The 13,129-nt window shown below is 65.0% G+C and carries 14 protein-coding genes; all 14 read left to right on the forward strand.

The features are described from left to right. The first annotated feature begins 4 nt into the window (after positions 1-4). The 14 genes from DCO49_RS04035 (at position 5) to DCO49_RS04105 (ending at position 13,115) form a co-directional block, all read left to right on the forward strand. On the forward strand, positions 5-2,419 hold the full coding sequence (locus DCO49_RS04035; protein WP_116862920.1) for a DUF5906 domain-containing protein: 2,415 nt from the start codon (positions 5-7) through the stop codon (positions 2,417-2,419). Positions 2,420-2,761: 342 nt separating this feature from the next. Further along, a complete protein-coding gene (locus DCO49_RS04045) occupies positions 2,762-3,406 on the forward strand; it encodes a hypothetical protein (protein WP_116862921.1) in 645 nt (214 codons plus the stop codon). Next, positions 3,403-5,322, forward strand: coding sequence for a phage terminase large subunit family protein (locus DCO49_RS04050; protein WP_116862922.1), 1,920 nt, complete (start codon positions 3,403-3,405; stop codon positions 5,320-5,322). The genes DCO49_RS04045 and DCO49_RS04050 overlap by 4 nt, the downstream gene beginning before the upstream one ends. Further along, positions 5,322-5,654: a hypothetical protein gene (locus DCO49_RS04055; RefSeq protein WP_116862923.1), complete on the forward strand. Its 333-nt coding sequence runs from the start codon at positions 5,322-5,324 to the stop codon at positions 5,652-5,654. Before DCO49_RS04050 ends, DCO49_RS04055 begins: the two co-directional genes overlap by 1 nt. Before the next feature lie 92 nt (positions 5,655-5,746). Continuing rightward, a complete protein-coding gene (locus DCO49_RS04060; protein WP_116862924.1) occupies positions 5,747-5,965 on the forward strand; it encodes a DUF6148 family protein in 219 nt (72 codons plus the stop codon). After that, complete coding sequence (locus DCO49_RS04065; RefSeq protein ID WP_116862925.1) at positions 5,965-7,497, forward strand: phage portal protein; 1,533 nt, start codon at positions 5,965-5,967, stop codon at positions 7,495-7,497. Before DCO49_RS04060 ends, DCO49_RS04065 begins: the two co-directional genes overlap by 1 nt. Position 7,498: 1 nt before the next feature. Beyond that, on the forward strand, positions 7,499-9,739 hold the full coding sequence (locus DCO49_RS04070; protein WP_116862926.1) for a ClpP-like prohead protease/major capsid protein fusion protein: 2,241 nt from the start codon (positions 7,499-7,501) through the stop codon (positions 9,737-9,739). A 69-nt stretch (positions 9,740-9,808) separates the two neighbouring features. Next, positions 9,809-10,162: a capsid cement protein gene (locus DCO49_RS04075; RefSeq protein ID WP_116862927.1), complete on the forward strand. Its 354-nt coding sequence runs from the start codon at positions 9,809-9,811 to the stop codon at positions 10,160-10,162. A gap of 80 nt (positions 10,163-10,242) precedes the next feature. Next, positions 10,243-10,674 (forward strand): structural protein P5, encoded by a 432-nt coding sequence (locus DCO49_RS04080; protein WP_116862928.1) that lies wholly within the window; start codon positions 10,243-10,245, stop codon positions 10,672-10,674. Continuing rightward, entirely contained in the window at positions 10,674-11,015 is a 342-nt protein-coding gene (locus DCO49_RS04085) for a hypothetical protein (protein WP_116862929.1), read from the forward strand. Before DCO49_RS04080 ends, DCO49_RS04085 begins: the two co-directional genes overlap by 1 nt. Continuing rightward, positions 11,012-11,503 (forward strand): endopeptidase, encoded by a 492-nt coding sequence (locus tag DCO49_RS04090; protein ID WP_116862930.1) that lies wholly within the window; start codon positions 11,012-11,014, stop codon positions 11,501-11,503. The genes DCO49_RS04085 and DCO49_RS04090 overlap by 4 nt, the downstream gene beginning before the upstream one ends. Beyond that, a complete protein-coding gene (locus DCO49_RS04095) occupies positions 11,500-11,823 on the forward strand; it encodes a hypothetical protein (protein ID WP_116862931.1) in 324 nt (107 codons plus the stop codon). The genes DCO49_RS04090 and DCO49_RS04095 overlap by 4 nt, the downstream gene beginning before the upstream one ends. Beyond that, entirely contained in the window at positions 11,816-12,304 is a 489-nt protein-coding gene (locus tag DCO49_RS04100) for a hypothetical protein (protein WP_165835673.1), read from the forward strand. The genes DCO49_RS04095 and DCO49_RS04100 overlap by 8 nt, the downstream gene beginning before the upstream one ends. Positions 12,305-12,314: 10 nt before the next feature. Further along, on the forward strand, positions 12,315-13,115 hold the full coding sequence (locus DCO49_RS04105; RefSeq protein WP_116862932.1) for a hypothetical protein: 801 nt from the start codon (positions 12,315-12,317) through the stop codon (positions 13,113-13,115). Positions 13,116-13,129 lie beyond the last annotated feature (14 nt).

Genomic DNA, 13,129 nt, shown 5'->3' on the forward strand with positions numbered 1-13,129 from the left:
CTGAATGTCTGAGAACTATGGGGATGTGCTGCAGCAGCTGCAGTCCGCCGGCCTTCTGGTCACCGAACTGGACACCACCGGGCGCATGGTCCGCTGCCGGGTCGAGGGCTCACGCGAGCGACGCGGCTGGTACGCGCTCCACGAACTAAACACCTCGGCCGGCGAAGTGCTGGTCGTCGGCACATACGGCGTATGGCACGGCAACGAGAACGGCGCGACGAAGGTTGATCTGCGCAAGCGGGACAAGACGTTCTCCGATGAACAGCGCGAAGCGCTGCGCAATCGGCTGGCCGAGGATCGGCGCAGGGCGGAGGCCGCCCGGCAGACCCAAGCGAAGCGTGCGGCAGAGCGGGCATCGTCAGCCTGGGCCAAGGCCAACGCCGTTGGCGAGGCCGATTACCTGGTCAGCAAGGGCGTGCAGGGTTTCGGACTGCGCTATGGCACCACGGGTGCCGCACTTGTTCCGCTGCTGGACGTCAACGGCCAGGTGCATGGCCTGCAGGTGCTGCGCAGCGCAAAGCTGGCGGCCGCAGGGCGCAAGCCTGCGAAGGAATATTGGCCGGCCGGGATGGTCAAGAAGGGCCACTTCCATCTGATCGGCGGAAGCCCGCAGTGGATCCTGCTGGTGGCCGAGGGCTATGCCACCGCGGCGACGCTGCACATGGCGACGGGCTACCCGGTGGCCGTGGCGTTCGATGCTGGCAACATGCTGGCCGTCGCCTCGGCCCTGGCGAAGCGCTATCGCGGCATCAGGATGCTGCTCTGCGCCGATGACGACGTGTTGCAGAAGTGCCGACACTGCAAGAGCCGCCTGGTGCTGGCCGACCATCCGCAGTTCTGCCCATCGTGCGCGCAGCCGCATGGCGCGTCGAATGCCGGCCTGCTCGGTGCCGAGGCCGCAGCGCTGGACGTGGGCGGCGCGGTGCTGCACCCGGTATTCGCCGATGAGCCTGCCAGGCGCGAGCGCTTCATCGAAACCGGCCGCAAGATCAGCGACTTCAACGATCTGCACGCCCAGGAGGGCCTGCACGTCGTGCGCGCGCAGGTCGAGGCCCGTCTCACGGAGCTCTCCTGGCGGGTGTCTGCAGAAAAGCGCGCGCCTTCCATCACCAACGACGGGGGCGAGGGGACTGATCGCCTTACCCCTATCCACTCGCTGACCGAGCTGCTCGAGCGCTTCGCGCTGGTCTATGGGCAGGGCGGCACGGTGTTCGACCACAAAGAGCACATGCTCGTGGCGCTGGGCGACATGCGCGATGCCTGCGTGCGCAAGGAACTGCACCGCGCGTGGATGGAGCATTCGGATCGGTCCATCGTGCGTGTCCGCGAGGTCGATTTCGACCCCTCGGGCGAGAAGCCGGGCGTGACCTGCAATCTCTTCGCAGGCTGGCCGACGGTGCCGCAGGAGGGTAACTGCGACCGGCTGCTGCAGCTGCTCTGGCACATGTGCGGGAACGAGGCCAACCAGAAAGCCCTGTACGACTGGGTGGTCAAGTGGCTTGCTTACCCGCTGCAGAATCCGGGCGCCAAGATGAAATCGACCATCGTCATCCATGGTCCGCAGGGCACCGGCAAGAACATGTTCTTCGATGAGTACATGAAGCTCTATGGCGAGTACGGCCGGGTGCTTGACCAGGCCGCCCTGGAGGACAAGTTCAACGACTGGGCAAGCCGCAAACTGTTCCTGCTGGCCGACGAAGTGGTTGCACGCACCGAGGTCTACCACCTCAAGAACAAGCTCAAGGCGTTGATCACGGGTGACCGCATCCGCATCAACCCGAAGAACATCCAGGCCTACGAGGAAGACAACCACGCCAACCTGGTGTTCCTCTCAAACGAGGCGATGCCGGTCGTGCTGGAAGAGGATGACCGCCGCCATGCGGTGATCTGGACCCCGGACAAGCTGAGCCTGGAGTTCTACACCGAGGTGCTGGCCGATATCCGCAACGGCGCGACGGCGGCGCTGCATCACTACCTGCTGCAGGTTGACCTGACCGGCTTCACCAACGGCACCAACCCGCCGATGACGCAGGCGAAGGAAGAGCTGATCGGCCTGAGCCAGGACAGCCCGCAGCGGTTCCTGGACGAGCTCTACGGCGATGACATTCCCGGGCTGAAACCAATGCCGGCGCTGTCGAAGGAGTGGTACGAGGTCTACAAGGCCTGGTGCGCACGCGAAGGCATGCCACGCCCAGCGCCGTCACCAAAGTTCATCAACGCGCTGGTGCGCAAGCGCCAGATCCTCCACCCCGACCGGGCGCGGAAGCGCTACCAGATCGAGCAGACCGTGAACGGGCCGCATGGCTTCCTGATGCTGGGCGATTGCACGGTGCCTGACGGCAAGACAGAGGCGGCATGGCTGGGCGACCAGGTCGTGTCATTCCGCCGCATGTACTCCGACTACAAGGGGCGTGCGTGATCACTATGCCCATCAATGTGCGGCGTGTGCGGGATGTGCGGGCAGATGTGCGGGCATTGAATTGCCGCGCATCGCTTGCGGTAGTAGGCGTGTGCGGGACGTGCGGGCATCGGCCTACATGGGCGGGCGCGGGCGAGAACGGGTATCGCGCTGCCACGCCGCAATGCACCTCGCGTGCGTATGTGGGTGACCGCACATCCCGCACACGCCGCACACGCGTTGTGCCGCGTGGATTCAGCGGCTATCGCATTCCGCACACACCGCCGCACAGCCCGCACATGCTCACGCGCGCGCGTTTTTCCGCTTTAACGATCTTCGAAGGAAATGGAGAAGGGGGTAGCAATGGCTGAGGAAGACGTGACCATCACTGGCAAGGAGCTGGCCTCGCTGATCGGCTGCAAGCCGTCCTACGTGGTCGAGCTGAGGAAGAAGGGCAGGGTGGTGGTGGGCGAGGGCGGCAAGGGATTCCTGAAGGCCGCCTCCCTGGAGCTCTACGCTCGCACCGCAGACCCGGTCTATGCCGGTGTGGCCCAGCGCCACGCAGATGAGCGCGGCAGCGCGCTGGTGGGGAGCGGGGAGGCGGCCAGCGCTGGCGACGTCGACATCGATGACGATGAAGACGACGGTGACGACGACGATGCCAGGCCCTCACGCGCCGGCCGCCCGCAGACCCCGGATTCCGCGCGCAAGGCCAAGGCGCTGGCCGACAAGGCCGAGACCGACGCGCACATGGCGCACATCGCGCTGCAGAAGGAGCTGGGGCTGCTGCTCCCGCGCGCTGACGTGGAGGCATTCCTCGCTGAGCATGCAACGACGTTCCGGGGCGCGATGGAACGCCTGGCCGACACGCTGGCGCCGCAGCTCGCGGCAACGTTGGATGAGGCCGGGTGCCGGCGGCTGGTCTGGGATGAGGTGAGCCACGCCCTGGAAGAACTGAGCCAAGGCTTCCGCACGCTGGCGGCCAAGGCAGCGGAGGCTGCGGAATGATGGAGGCACAAAGCTGCCTGGCGTCGGTGCTGGCGCGCTCGCTGCAGCCGCGGCGGCCCATGAGCGTTTCGCAGTGGTGCGATGAACACATGCGTCTGTCCACCAAGAGCGGCAACAAGCCTGGGCGCTGGGTGACAGACCGCAACCCTCCACTGCGTGAGCCGATGGACAACATGTCCGCCCGCAGCCCGGTGCATGACCAGGTCTGCATGTTCCCGATCCAGTTCGGCAAGAGCCAGCTGGCGACCAATGCCATGGCGTACTGGATGGACTATGCGCCGGGCCCGATGATGTACGCGCTGCCGGGTGAGGTGTCCATGAACAAGTGGATCGCCCAGAAGCTCAACCCGATGATCGAGGTGTGCGCAGCAGTCAAGAAGGCGCTGACCAGCACGGCCAGCCGGGATAGCGCGAACCAGCGCACGTTCAAGGACTTCGCTGGCGGGCAGCTGTTCGTGGAGCACATGGGCAGCCCGCAGCGCCTCAAGTCCTCGACGGTGAAGTACCTGCAGGTGGATGAGATCGATGAGGCGCCGCAGCAGCTCTCCACCGGCGACGACCCGGTGAAGATGCTGGACGGACGCACGTCGTCCTTCCCGACGACCTACAAGCGCCAGTACATCAGCACCCCTGGCATCGCCGGACTCAGCAGGATTGCGAAGCTGTACGACAAGAGCGACCAGCGCCGCTATCACGTCCCGTGCCCCCACTGCGGCCATTACCAGGCGCTGCAGTGGAGTGGCTTGGTGTGGTCGCCCGACAAGAGCCACGCGTGGTACGCCTGTTGCGAATGTGGGGTCGCCATCGAGGAACACTTCAAGACCGACATGATTGCCAACGGGCGCTGGGTGGCGGCCAACCCCGACTCGCCGATTCGCGGCTACACCATCAACTGCCTCTACTACCAGTTCGGGCTGGGGCCGCGCTGGTTGGACCTGGTGAAGGAGTGGCTGGAAGCGCAGGGTGATCCTGCCTCCCTCAAGACCTTCGTGAATGACCGGCTGGCCGAGACGTGGGAAGACCCGTCGATGCGGGCGGTCAAGCACAACGTGATCAAGGATCGCGCCGAGCCCTACGCCCTGCGCTTGGCTCCTCTCGGGGTGCTGGCGGTGACAGTGGGTGTCGATACCCAGGATGGGCGCTTGGCGGTGCACACCATTGGCTGGGGGCGTGGTATGACCGCCTGGACCCTCGACTATGTGGAACTGCAAGGCGATCCCGCAGAGGATGCAGTGTGGGTTGCGCTGACGGATCTGCTGAACCGCGCCATCGAGCGAGCGGACGGCGCTCTTCTGCGGCCGATGGCAGTCGCTATCGATGCCGGTGGCCACCGCACGGAGGCGGTAAAGAACTTCGTGCGCCAGCGTCGTGTCACCCGACCAATGTGCATTTTCGGCGCCGTTCCGAACAACGCGCCGGTGCTGTCGAAGGGAAAGCTGGCTGACGTGACCTGGAACGGCAAAACGGACAAGCGTGGCATCACCATCCACCACGTCGGCACCGTGGCCGCGAAGCACTATCTGTATAGCCGCCTCTCCGCCGATGCAGAGCGCGCTGTCGAGTCGCGCCTGGTGCATTTCAGCGATGAGCTGCCGGATGAGTACTTCCCCGGTTTGGTGTCGGAGGTCTACAACCCGGTGAAGAACCGATTCGAGAAGAGGGTTACGCGTAACGAGCCGCTGGACACTTGGGTCTACGCCTATGCTGCCGCGCACCACCCGGAGGTCCGCCTGCATCGCTACACGCGTGCAGACTGGGACGTGTTGGAAGCCCGCTTGCTGCTGACCGTGAACAGTACGGATTCCCGTGAAACAGAGGCGACGCCTGTGGAAGTCGATGCGAAGACTGTTTCGCGTGGAACCCAACAGGTCCGGCCGCGTAGCAGCGGACTGGCGCGTGATGGGTGGGCGCTGTAATGGCAAAACGTACCGAGTCGGCCGAAGAGCTGAGGGAGCGGATCTTGGCGGCCATGCGAGCAGACATTGGCATCAGTGAGCGCATGGCGCTGCCGTTCGTTGAATCGGTGATGCAGTGCTTTGCCGGCGAGCAGCCCTATTTCCCTGCAGCAGTTCGAACCTACCCGCTGACGGAGATTCGTCGTTCTCTGGAGGCTGGGATTCCCGTGAAACAGGTCATGCGGGACTTTGACGTGTCCAGATCAAAGCTGCACGAGCTGTTCCCTGGTGGGCTTCCGAGGAAGGGAAAACGGGGGTCGTCCACGATTTCAATGAAAGTGGAGACAAATTAGTTTTCTGCTTCTTTTGAATCAGTTAGTTAGGCGGGCCACTGTCCACGATTTTGTTGAGTTCGTGGACAGCGCTATCCGTAGCCTATGTAGTCATGAAGACTGCTCAGGAAATGCTGGATTTCTACATCGATGCGGAGGTCGCAGTCCTTTCGGGCCAGACCGTTCGCATCGGTGATCGCCAGTTGACCCGAGCGGACCTGGCTGAGATTCGTTCCGGTCGGAAAGAGTGGCAGGCGGCGGTCCTGCGTGCAGGTTCTGTTGCCGGTCGGCGTGCGCGCTGGGCCAATGCCGATTTCGGCGGGGTGACCTGATGTCATCCGCGCAGATCGCCAAGGCACGATTGGACGCCGCACTCGGCGCGGATCGCGCCATTCAATCGGCGCGGGCTCAGATGGCTCCAGTCATCGCGCGTGCGCACGAAGTCACGCGGCCGTCGCGAAACCGGAAGCTGGCGAGGGACTGGGGCAGTGGCAATGCCATCGCAGGCATGGATGCGCGTCAGCTCCGCGACCAGGCCCGCCATCTGGAGCGTGACCTCGATCTGGCAGACAACGCGTTGAACGTTCTGGTTCAGAACACGGTCGGCGCAGGCATCGATGTGCTTTCTGCTCCTCGGCTTCCAGGGCAGCCGATCAACCGCGAGCTGGCACTGCAGCTGGACGACCTCTGGGACGCCTGGTGGGACGCGCCCGAGGCCACTCGCACGCACGATTACGGTATGTGCCAGCAGCTGCTGGCACGTAGCTGGTTCCGCGATGGTGATGCGTTCTACCAGGATCTGATCGGCACCGTGCCGTACTTTGAGCACGGAACCACTGTGCCGTACAGCTTTGAGATGTTGGAGGCCGACCTGGTGCCGTTGGACTTCAACGATCCGGCTCGCAACATCCTGCAAGGTGTCGAGCGTAACGCCTGGGGCCGGCCTATCGCGTTCCACGTCTACAAGAGTCATCCGGGCGATCCGATGTGCACGCGGCTGGAAACCAAGCGGGTCTCGGCTGAGTTCATGCACTGCATCGCGCTGATGAAGCGCCTGCACCAGGTGCGGGGGCTCAGCGTGTTCGCGAGCGCCATGTCCCGCTTTGAGGACGTGAAGGACTACGAAGAATCCGAGCGCATTGCTGCCAAGGTGGCGGCGTCGATGACGTTTCAGATCAAGAAGGGCAGCGGCGAACAATACGGCGCGGATTTTGGCGGCCAGGCCATCCTGCAGGACGGTGTTCCGATTCGTGAGCTGCGACTCGCACCCGGTGCGATCTTCGATGATCTGTTGCCTGGCGAGTCGATTGAGAGCCTGGGCACCGACCGGCCGAATCCCAATGCCGCCACCTGGCGCAAGGAACAGTTGCGCGCAGCTGCCGGTGGCATCGGCGTGAGCTATTCGAGTCTGTCGCTGGACTACAACGGCACCTATTCGGCGCAGCGTCAGGAGCTGGTCGAGAAGTGGGGCAGTTACCTGATGCTGGCCGAACGCTTCATTGCGTTGTGCGTGCGACCGCAGCGTATGCGTTTCGTAGAGGCATGCGTGCTTTCTGGCCGCGTGCGCCTGCCCCGTGGCTGGATGCTGCGGGACTTGGCCGCCTCAACGTACGTCCGCCCGGTGATGCCGTGGATTGATCCGTTGAAGGAGGCCTACGCGCGCGGAGAGGCGGAGGACCGCGGCTGGGTGTCGCCGCAGCAGAACACGCTTCAGTACGGCAACAACCCCGCTGAGGTCCTGCGTCAGCGCCAGGACTGGCAGGAGCAGACCCAGACCCTTGCGCCGCTGGCGCCCAACACCAGTGCAGAAGCGCGTGCCCAAGTCTTGGGCCAGCTGACGCGCGATCTCTCCAGGAGCGAATGACATGCGTGCATGCCTGTTGGCCAGCGCGATCCAGAACACCATCCGTGCGGAAGCAGCAACCGAAGCCGAGCTTGGCCCGGCCTTGTACCAGGTCCGGGCAGAGGCCGATGTCGCCGACGTGATGATCTATGGCGCCATCGGTGGCTATCTGTTCGAAGAGTCAGTGTCCGCTGCCGACTTGGTCGAGCGGATCGGCCAGATCACAGTGGGCACTATTCACGTGCGGCTGAACAGTGTCGGTGGTGTCGTCGCCGATGGCATGGCAATCCACAATGCGCTGCAGGCCCATCCGGCGCACAAGATCATTACCGTGGAAGGGCAGGCCGCTTCCATCGCCTCGCTGATCCTGCAGGCCGGCGATGAGCGCCGGGTCTATGCCAGCTCCTTGGTCATGGTTCATGCGCCGCGCACTGTTGCTGCCGGCAGCGCTACGGCATTCCGTCAGAACGCGGAGGCGCTGGACGCGCACGCGTCGGCCATGTTGGAGGCCTATGCGGCCCGCTCTGGTCAGCGTGAAGAGATGGAGCGACTGCTTACCGACGATGCCGACCACTGGTTCTCCGGTCCGCAGGCCGTCGATGCCGGTCTGGCCGACCTGGTGGTGGACGCCGACCCCGGGGCCACGGCCATGTGGTCGTCGGCATCTACCGTCGCGATCCGCGGCTATCTGCAGTCCATTGAGGGTGCTGGCGCGCCCGTGTTGTCCCAGCTGCGTCGAAGCATCGTCGCCAGCCTCTCTCCGCAAGTATTCGCCTCGCTTCCCGAGGTCAGCCAGTCGGCCGTGATCGGCCATATCGAGGATCCAACCATGAAGAAGCAGTACAGCGCCATCCTCGCGAACGCCGGTCGACAGAGCCCGGCAGTCGCAACCACCGCTACCGCGCCGGTCACCCCGGTCGTCGCCGCGGCTCCCGTTCCCGCCCCGACGCCGGCCGATCCGGTCCAGGCCGCTCTGGGTGCGTTGCGTGAGCGCAACACCCAGATCCAGGCCATTGCGCTCCCACACATGGGCAACGCACAGGTCCGTGAGTACGTGGATGGCGTGATGGCGCAGGCAGACTCCAACATCACCGCCGACGCGGTGGGTCGCCACATCCTGGCACTGCTGGGCAGCAACGCTGCACCGCTCAATGGCGGTGCGGCCGTCACCGCTGGTACTGACCAGCGCGATCTGACCCGCTCGGCCATGTCCAATGCGATCCAGGCCCGTGCCGGTCTGGTCCAGGCGACGGACGGCAATGCCTTCCGTGGCATGTCGCTCACCGAGATCGCTCGCGCGTGCGTGCAGCAGGCCGGTGTTGACACCCGTGGGATGGAGCGCCTGGAAGTGGTGGGCATGGCGTTCACCCACAGCAGTTCGGATTTCCCGCAGCTGCTGGGTGACGCCTCGCGCCGGGCCCTGCAGCAGGGCTACCAGGAAGTGGAGGAAACCTTCGACCAGTACACCCGCCCGGTGAATGTGAGCGACTTCAAGCCAACCAACCTGGTGGGTCTGGGCGCCTTCTCGGATCTGGATGTCGTCCCGGAAGGCGGCGAATACAAGCAGGGCTCGTTCTCCGAGCAGTCGCAGGCCATGAAGATCGTGACCTACGGCAAGCTGTTCACCATTACCCGCCAGGCCATCATCAACGACGAACTGGGCGTGTTTGGCGACGTGCCGCGCAAGATGGGCCAGGCGGCACGCCGTACGCTCGCCAAGGCCGTGTTCGACCTGATCAACAGCAACCCGATCCTGGCTGACGGCAAGCGCCTGTTCCACGCTGACCACAAGAACCTGCTGCCGGCTGCACTGATCAGCACCGCCAGCGTAGGCGCGATGCAGGCTGCCATGCGCCTGCAGAAGGATGCGGACGGCAATCTCATCCAGGTGCCGATGCGCGGTCTGCTGACGCCGGTGGCGCTGAGCGGCCTGGCAAAGACCGTGCGCACCGCCCAGTTCGCCGTGGGCGCGGGCGTTGGCAGCAACGACCCCAACATCGTGCGCGAGACCTTCGAAGTCTGGGATGACGGTCGTCTGGACGCCAAGGATGCACAGGCCTGGTACGGCATTTCCAACCCCGCCTACGTGGACGGGATCGTGGTGGGCTACCTCGACGGCAACCAGACGCCCTACCTGGAGCAGCACCAGGGCTTCACCGTCGACGGCGTGGCGTGGAAGGTTCGCCTGGATGCGGCACCGGCCATTGCCGACTACCGCGGCATCTACAAGAACCCCGGCAACCCGGCACCTGCCCAGGGCTGATCGCCCGCCATGGAGATCGCCACGAAAGCGGCGGTCTCCTGAACCCTTTCACGCATCCGGAGAGAATTTATGAAGAACGCACATCAGGACGGTCGCGTGCTCGACGTGACCCTGACCGCTGACACCAAGAGTGGCGAGCTGGTGGTACAGGGCAAGCTGGTTGCCGTCGCCGTTACCGATGGTAAGGCCGGCGAGACCATCGCTACGCATGTCGAAGGCGTGTTCGAGCTGCCCAAGCTGCCGGCCGCCGTGTTTGCTGTCGGTACCACCGTCAACTGGGACACCGATGCTGGGCACGCGATCGCCGGTGCAGCCGGTGCCGACCAGGTGGCCGACATCGGCTTCGCTGTCTACGCGGCTGAGGTTGGCGCGCTGACCGTGTTCGTCCGGCTGACCCCGGGCTCCGCCGCAGCGGGCGCATAACCGAACAGGCCGGTACCGCTCACAGACGCCCGGGTGGCGTGAGCGGTGCCGGTTCTTCCACAGCGACAACGGGGGATCGCATGAGCACCACCAGCGCGCCGCGCGGCGTACGCAATAACAATCCTGGCAACATCGACCGCACCAGCACGCCGTGGCGGGGTGAGGATCGATCCGCCGCGGCCATCGCTCGCGAGCAGCGCTTCTGCGTGTTCCTGACCCCGCAGGCCGGGTTCCGCGCTCTGGCAAAGACCCTGCTCACCTACCAGCGCAAGCACGGCCTGCGCACGGTGAAGGAGATCATCGGGCGCTGGGCGCCGCCGGTGGAGAACAACACGGGTGCTTACGTGCAGCAGGTTGCTGCGGCGGTGGGCGTTGCGCCTTCTGAAATCATCCGCCTGGACAACGCGGTCACCCTGAGCCGGCTGGCCACGGCCATCGCCAAGCACGAGAACGGTGGCATGTACTGGCGGCCCGATGTGATCGAAGCGGGTGTTGCAGAGGCGCTGCGCTGATGGTCGGCGGCGGCGTCACTGCCTCGGCACCCTGGTGGGCTGCGGGCAGCGTGGTAGCGCTGTGGGTGCTACGCGAGACGTGGACGGCTTTCCTCGCGCACAGGAAGGAGCGCACGGAAACCGACGCCAACGTGGATCTCATCAAGGGCCTTTCCGAGCGCATCGGGTTCCTGGAGCAGCGTGTCACTGCTCAGGACGAGCGGCTGCAGGCCGAGATGCAGATGCGCCTCAAGGCGCAGGAAGACGCGAGCGCGCTGCGTATTCGCGTCCGCCAGCTTGAATCCACGCTGCGCGGCCTTGGTGCAGTCATCCCGCCCGAAGATCCGGTGGTGTCCGCATGATCCGCGCCCTCATCGCCGCCATCCTGGTGCTGCTGGGCGTCATCGTCTGGCAGCGCGGCTCGGTCTCCATCGCGCACCGTGCGGCCGACCAGGCCGCGTCGAGCCGTGACGCCATGGAAGGTGAGCGGGACGCAGCCCGAGCTGAGGCCAACGCCGCGACCGAAACCCTGAAGGCAGAGCGCAGCAGTGCCGCCGCCGCGAACGCCCTGGCCTCCCAGTACGAAAAGGAAAAGAACGATGCACAGAAAGCATCTGATCGCCTCGTCGCTGATCTTCGCGCTGGCAACCAGCGCCTGCACCAGCGTTGGCAAGCGTCCATCGCCACCGCAGAGCTGTCCGCGGCCGCCACTGCCGGCAGCCAGCCTGATGGTCGAGCCGACGACCGAATTGAAAGTGCGGGCCGAGCTGTTGGCGCCGCCGCCCAGTGCGACGCCCAGGTGAGGGCGCTGCAGGCGTATGCGCTCCTGTGCTCGGGAGGTGCCCGGTGAGCGAGCGCGACTTCCTGCGTCAGATGGACGCAACCATTCATCGTGCACTGGCAATCGCCGGCACGGTCTCTACCGCCAAGGTCACGTCGGAGAAGACCGGCGTCGTGACTGAGGACGTACGTGTCTACGTCGACCGCGATGTGGAGACCATCGGGGAGCTGCAGCAATTCGTTGCTGGACGGATCGAAATCGCCTACCTGCGAGCCGATGTTGACCCGGAGCAGGGTGACCGCGTCGAGGTCGATGGCGAGGCCTTCGTGAACGTGAAGAAGCTCAGTGACGACGGCTCACGCAGCCGCTGGCTGGTGCGCCGTGGCTGAGCTGGCTGAACCCCTCTCCTGGCAGCTGGTCGAGTTCCTGCGTGATCGCGTGAAGCTGATCCGCACGTCGGCCGGATTCCGCACCGATATCGGGAGCGGGCTGATCGTGGTGGACGATGATGAGGTGAGTGAGGACCAATCCGAGCCCGCCACCGTCATCTCGGTCCAGCAGCTCTCGCGGAGTGGCGGCGGTAGCGCCCAGGCCAGTTCCGACGCCGCTATCACCATCGAGTTTGAAGTTCCTCGCGGGAGCGGTCGGGAGAACCCACGGTTGCTGGTTCACCGTGCCAGGCACGACCTGATCCGCGCCCTGACGCTGAACGCCAAGATGCTGCCGATAGGCGTCACCGCCTTCGAGCTGCTGACAACCCAGATGGCAACCCTGGAAGACGACGCAGGGAGTTCCGCCGTCGTCGCTCAGATCACCGCGCGGGCTGGTCTGACCGAGACCTTCGAGCCCGTCCCCAACCCGAACCCGTAGGAGCAACACCATGGCACAGCCCAAAGTCCGCAAGTTCGCAGGCGATCTGCGTTTCTGGGAGCACGGCGCGAACGGCGCCCGCATTCCCGTCATTCCCGAGCCGGCCGACAAGTTCGGCAACCAGCCGCTGGAACAGTCGTCGCTGACGTTCAGCTATGAGGCTGGCGACTCAGTGGAGGTCAAGAGCAAGCGTCGTGATGCGCGTTACGGCCAGATCGTCCACAAGGACACGAACCCTGGCGTCACCAGCGTCTCCATCACCGCGCTGGAAGTGCCGACTGCCATCCTGGCCCGCATGCTGTACGGCACTCTGGTGGCCACCCAGGTCGCCGCCGGTACCGCCACCGACGTGTCTGTGACCGTGGGTAGCGTGGACACGCCGGTCAAGCTGCCGCACAACTTCCTGCTGGCCGACACCGCGCCGGTCTTCAAGAAGGGTGCCGTCGACCTGGTTGAAGGGACCGACTATACCCTCGATCCGGTGCACGGCCTTCTGATTCCGAAGGCCGGCGGCGCTCTGCAGGCCGGCAACACCGTGGTGGCCACCTACACCTACGACGCCTACCTCGAAACCGCCATCAGCGGCGGCACCACGCCCAGCAAGTCCTTCCAGATCCTGGGCGACATGCAGGACCGCATCAGCGGCGACGAAGGCCTGCTGACGATCCCGAACGTCGACCTGACCGTGGATGGTGACGTGGACTGGTTCAGCGATGAGCCGATCCAGGTGACCCTGACCGGCCCGGTGATCTTCCAGTCCGGCGAGGCCGATCTCTACACGTTCAAGATCGCGGCGCAGTCGGCGGACTGAGCGGGCTTGTGACC

This window comes from Stenotrophomonas sp. SPM (assembly GCF_003105135.1).
Classification (GTDB): Bacteria; Pseudomonadota; Gammaproteobacteria; order Xanthomonadales; family Xanthomonadaceae; genus Stenotrophomonas.

What these genes read in the sequence shown, in the direction of transcription:
- DCO49_RS04055 (WP_116862923.1), top strand. Translation starts at nt 5,322, where the DNA reads ATGGCAAAACGTACCGAGTCGGCCGAAGAGCTGAGGGAGCGGATCTTG.
- DCO49_RS04050 (WP_116862922.1), top strand. Translation starts at nt 3,403, where the DNA reads ATGATGGAGGCACAAAGCTGCCTGGCGTCGGTGCTGGCGCGCTCGCTG.
- DCO49_RS04090 (WP_116862930.1), top strand. Translation starts at nt 11,012, where the DNA reads ATGATCCGCGCCCTCATCGCCGCCATCCTGGTGCTGCTGGGCGTCATC.
- DCO49_RS04075 (WP_116862927.1), top strand. Translation starts at nt 9,809, where the DNA reads ATGAAGAACGCACATCAGGACGGTCGCGTGCTCGACGTGACCCTGACC.
- DCO49_RS04045 (WP_116862921.1), top strand. Translation starts at nt 2,762, where the DNA reads ATGGCTGAGGAAGACGTGACCATCACTGGCAAGGAGCTGGCCTCGCTG.
- DCO49_RS04105 (WP_116862932.1), top strand. Translation starts at nt 12,315, where the DNA reads ATGGCACAGCCCAAAGTCCGCAAGTTCGCAGGCGATCTGCGTTTCTGG.
- DCO49_RS04060 (WP_116862924.1), top strand. Translation starts at nt 5,747, where the DNA reads ATGAAGACTGCTCAGGAAATGCTGGATTTCTACATCGATGCGGAGGTC.
- DCO49_RS04070 (WP_116862926.1), top strand. Translation starts at nt 7,499, where the DNA reads ATGCGTGCATGCCTGTTGGCCAGCGCGATCCAGAACACCATCCGTGCG.
- DCO49_RS04035 (WP_116862920.1), top strand. Translation starts at nt 5, where the DNA reads ATGTCTGAGAACTATGGGGATGTGCTGCAGCAGCTGCAGTCCGCCGGC.
- DCO49_RS04085 (WP_116862929.1), top strand. Translation starts at nt 10,674, where the DNA reads ATGGTCGGCGGCGGCGTCACTGCCTCGGCACCCTGGTGGGCTGCGGGC.
- DCO49_RS04065 (WP_116862925.1), top strand. Translation starts at nt 5,965, where the DNA reads ATGTCATCCGCGCAGATCGCCAAGGCACGATTGGACGCCGCACTCGGC.
- DCO49_RS04080 (WP_116862928.1), top strand. Translation starts at nt 10,243, where the DNA reads ATGAGCACCACCAGCGCGCCGCGCGGCGTACGCAATAACAATCCTGGC.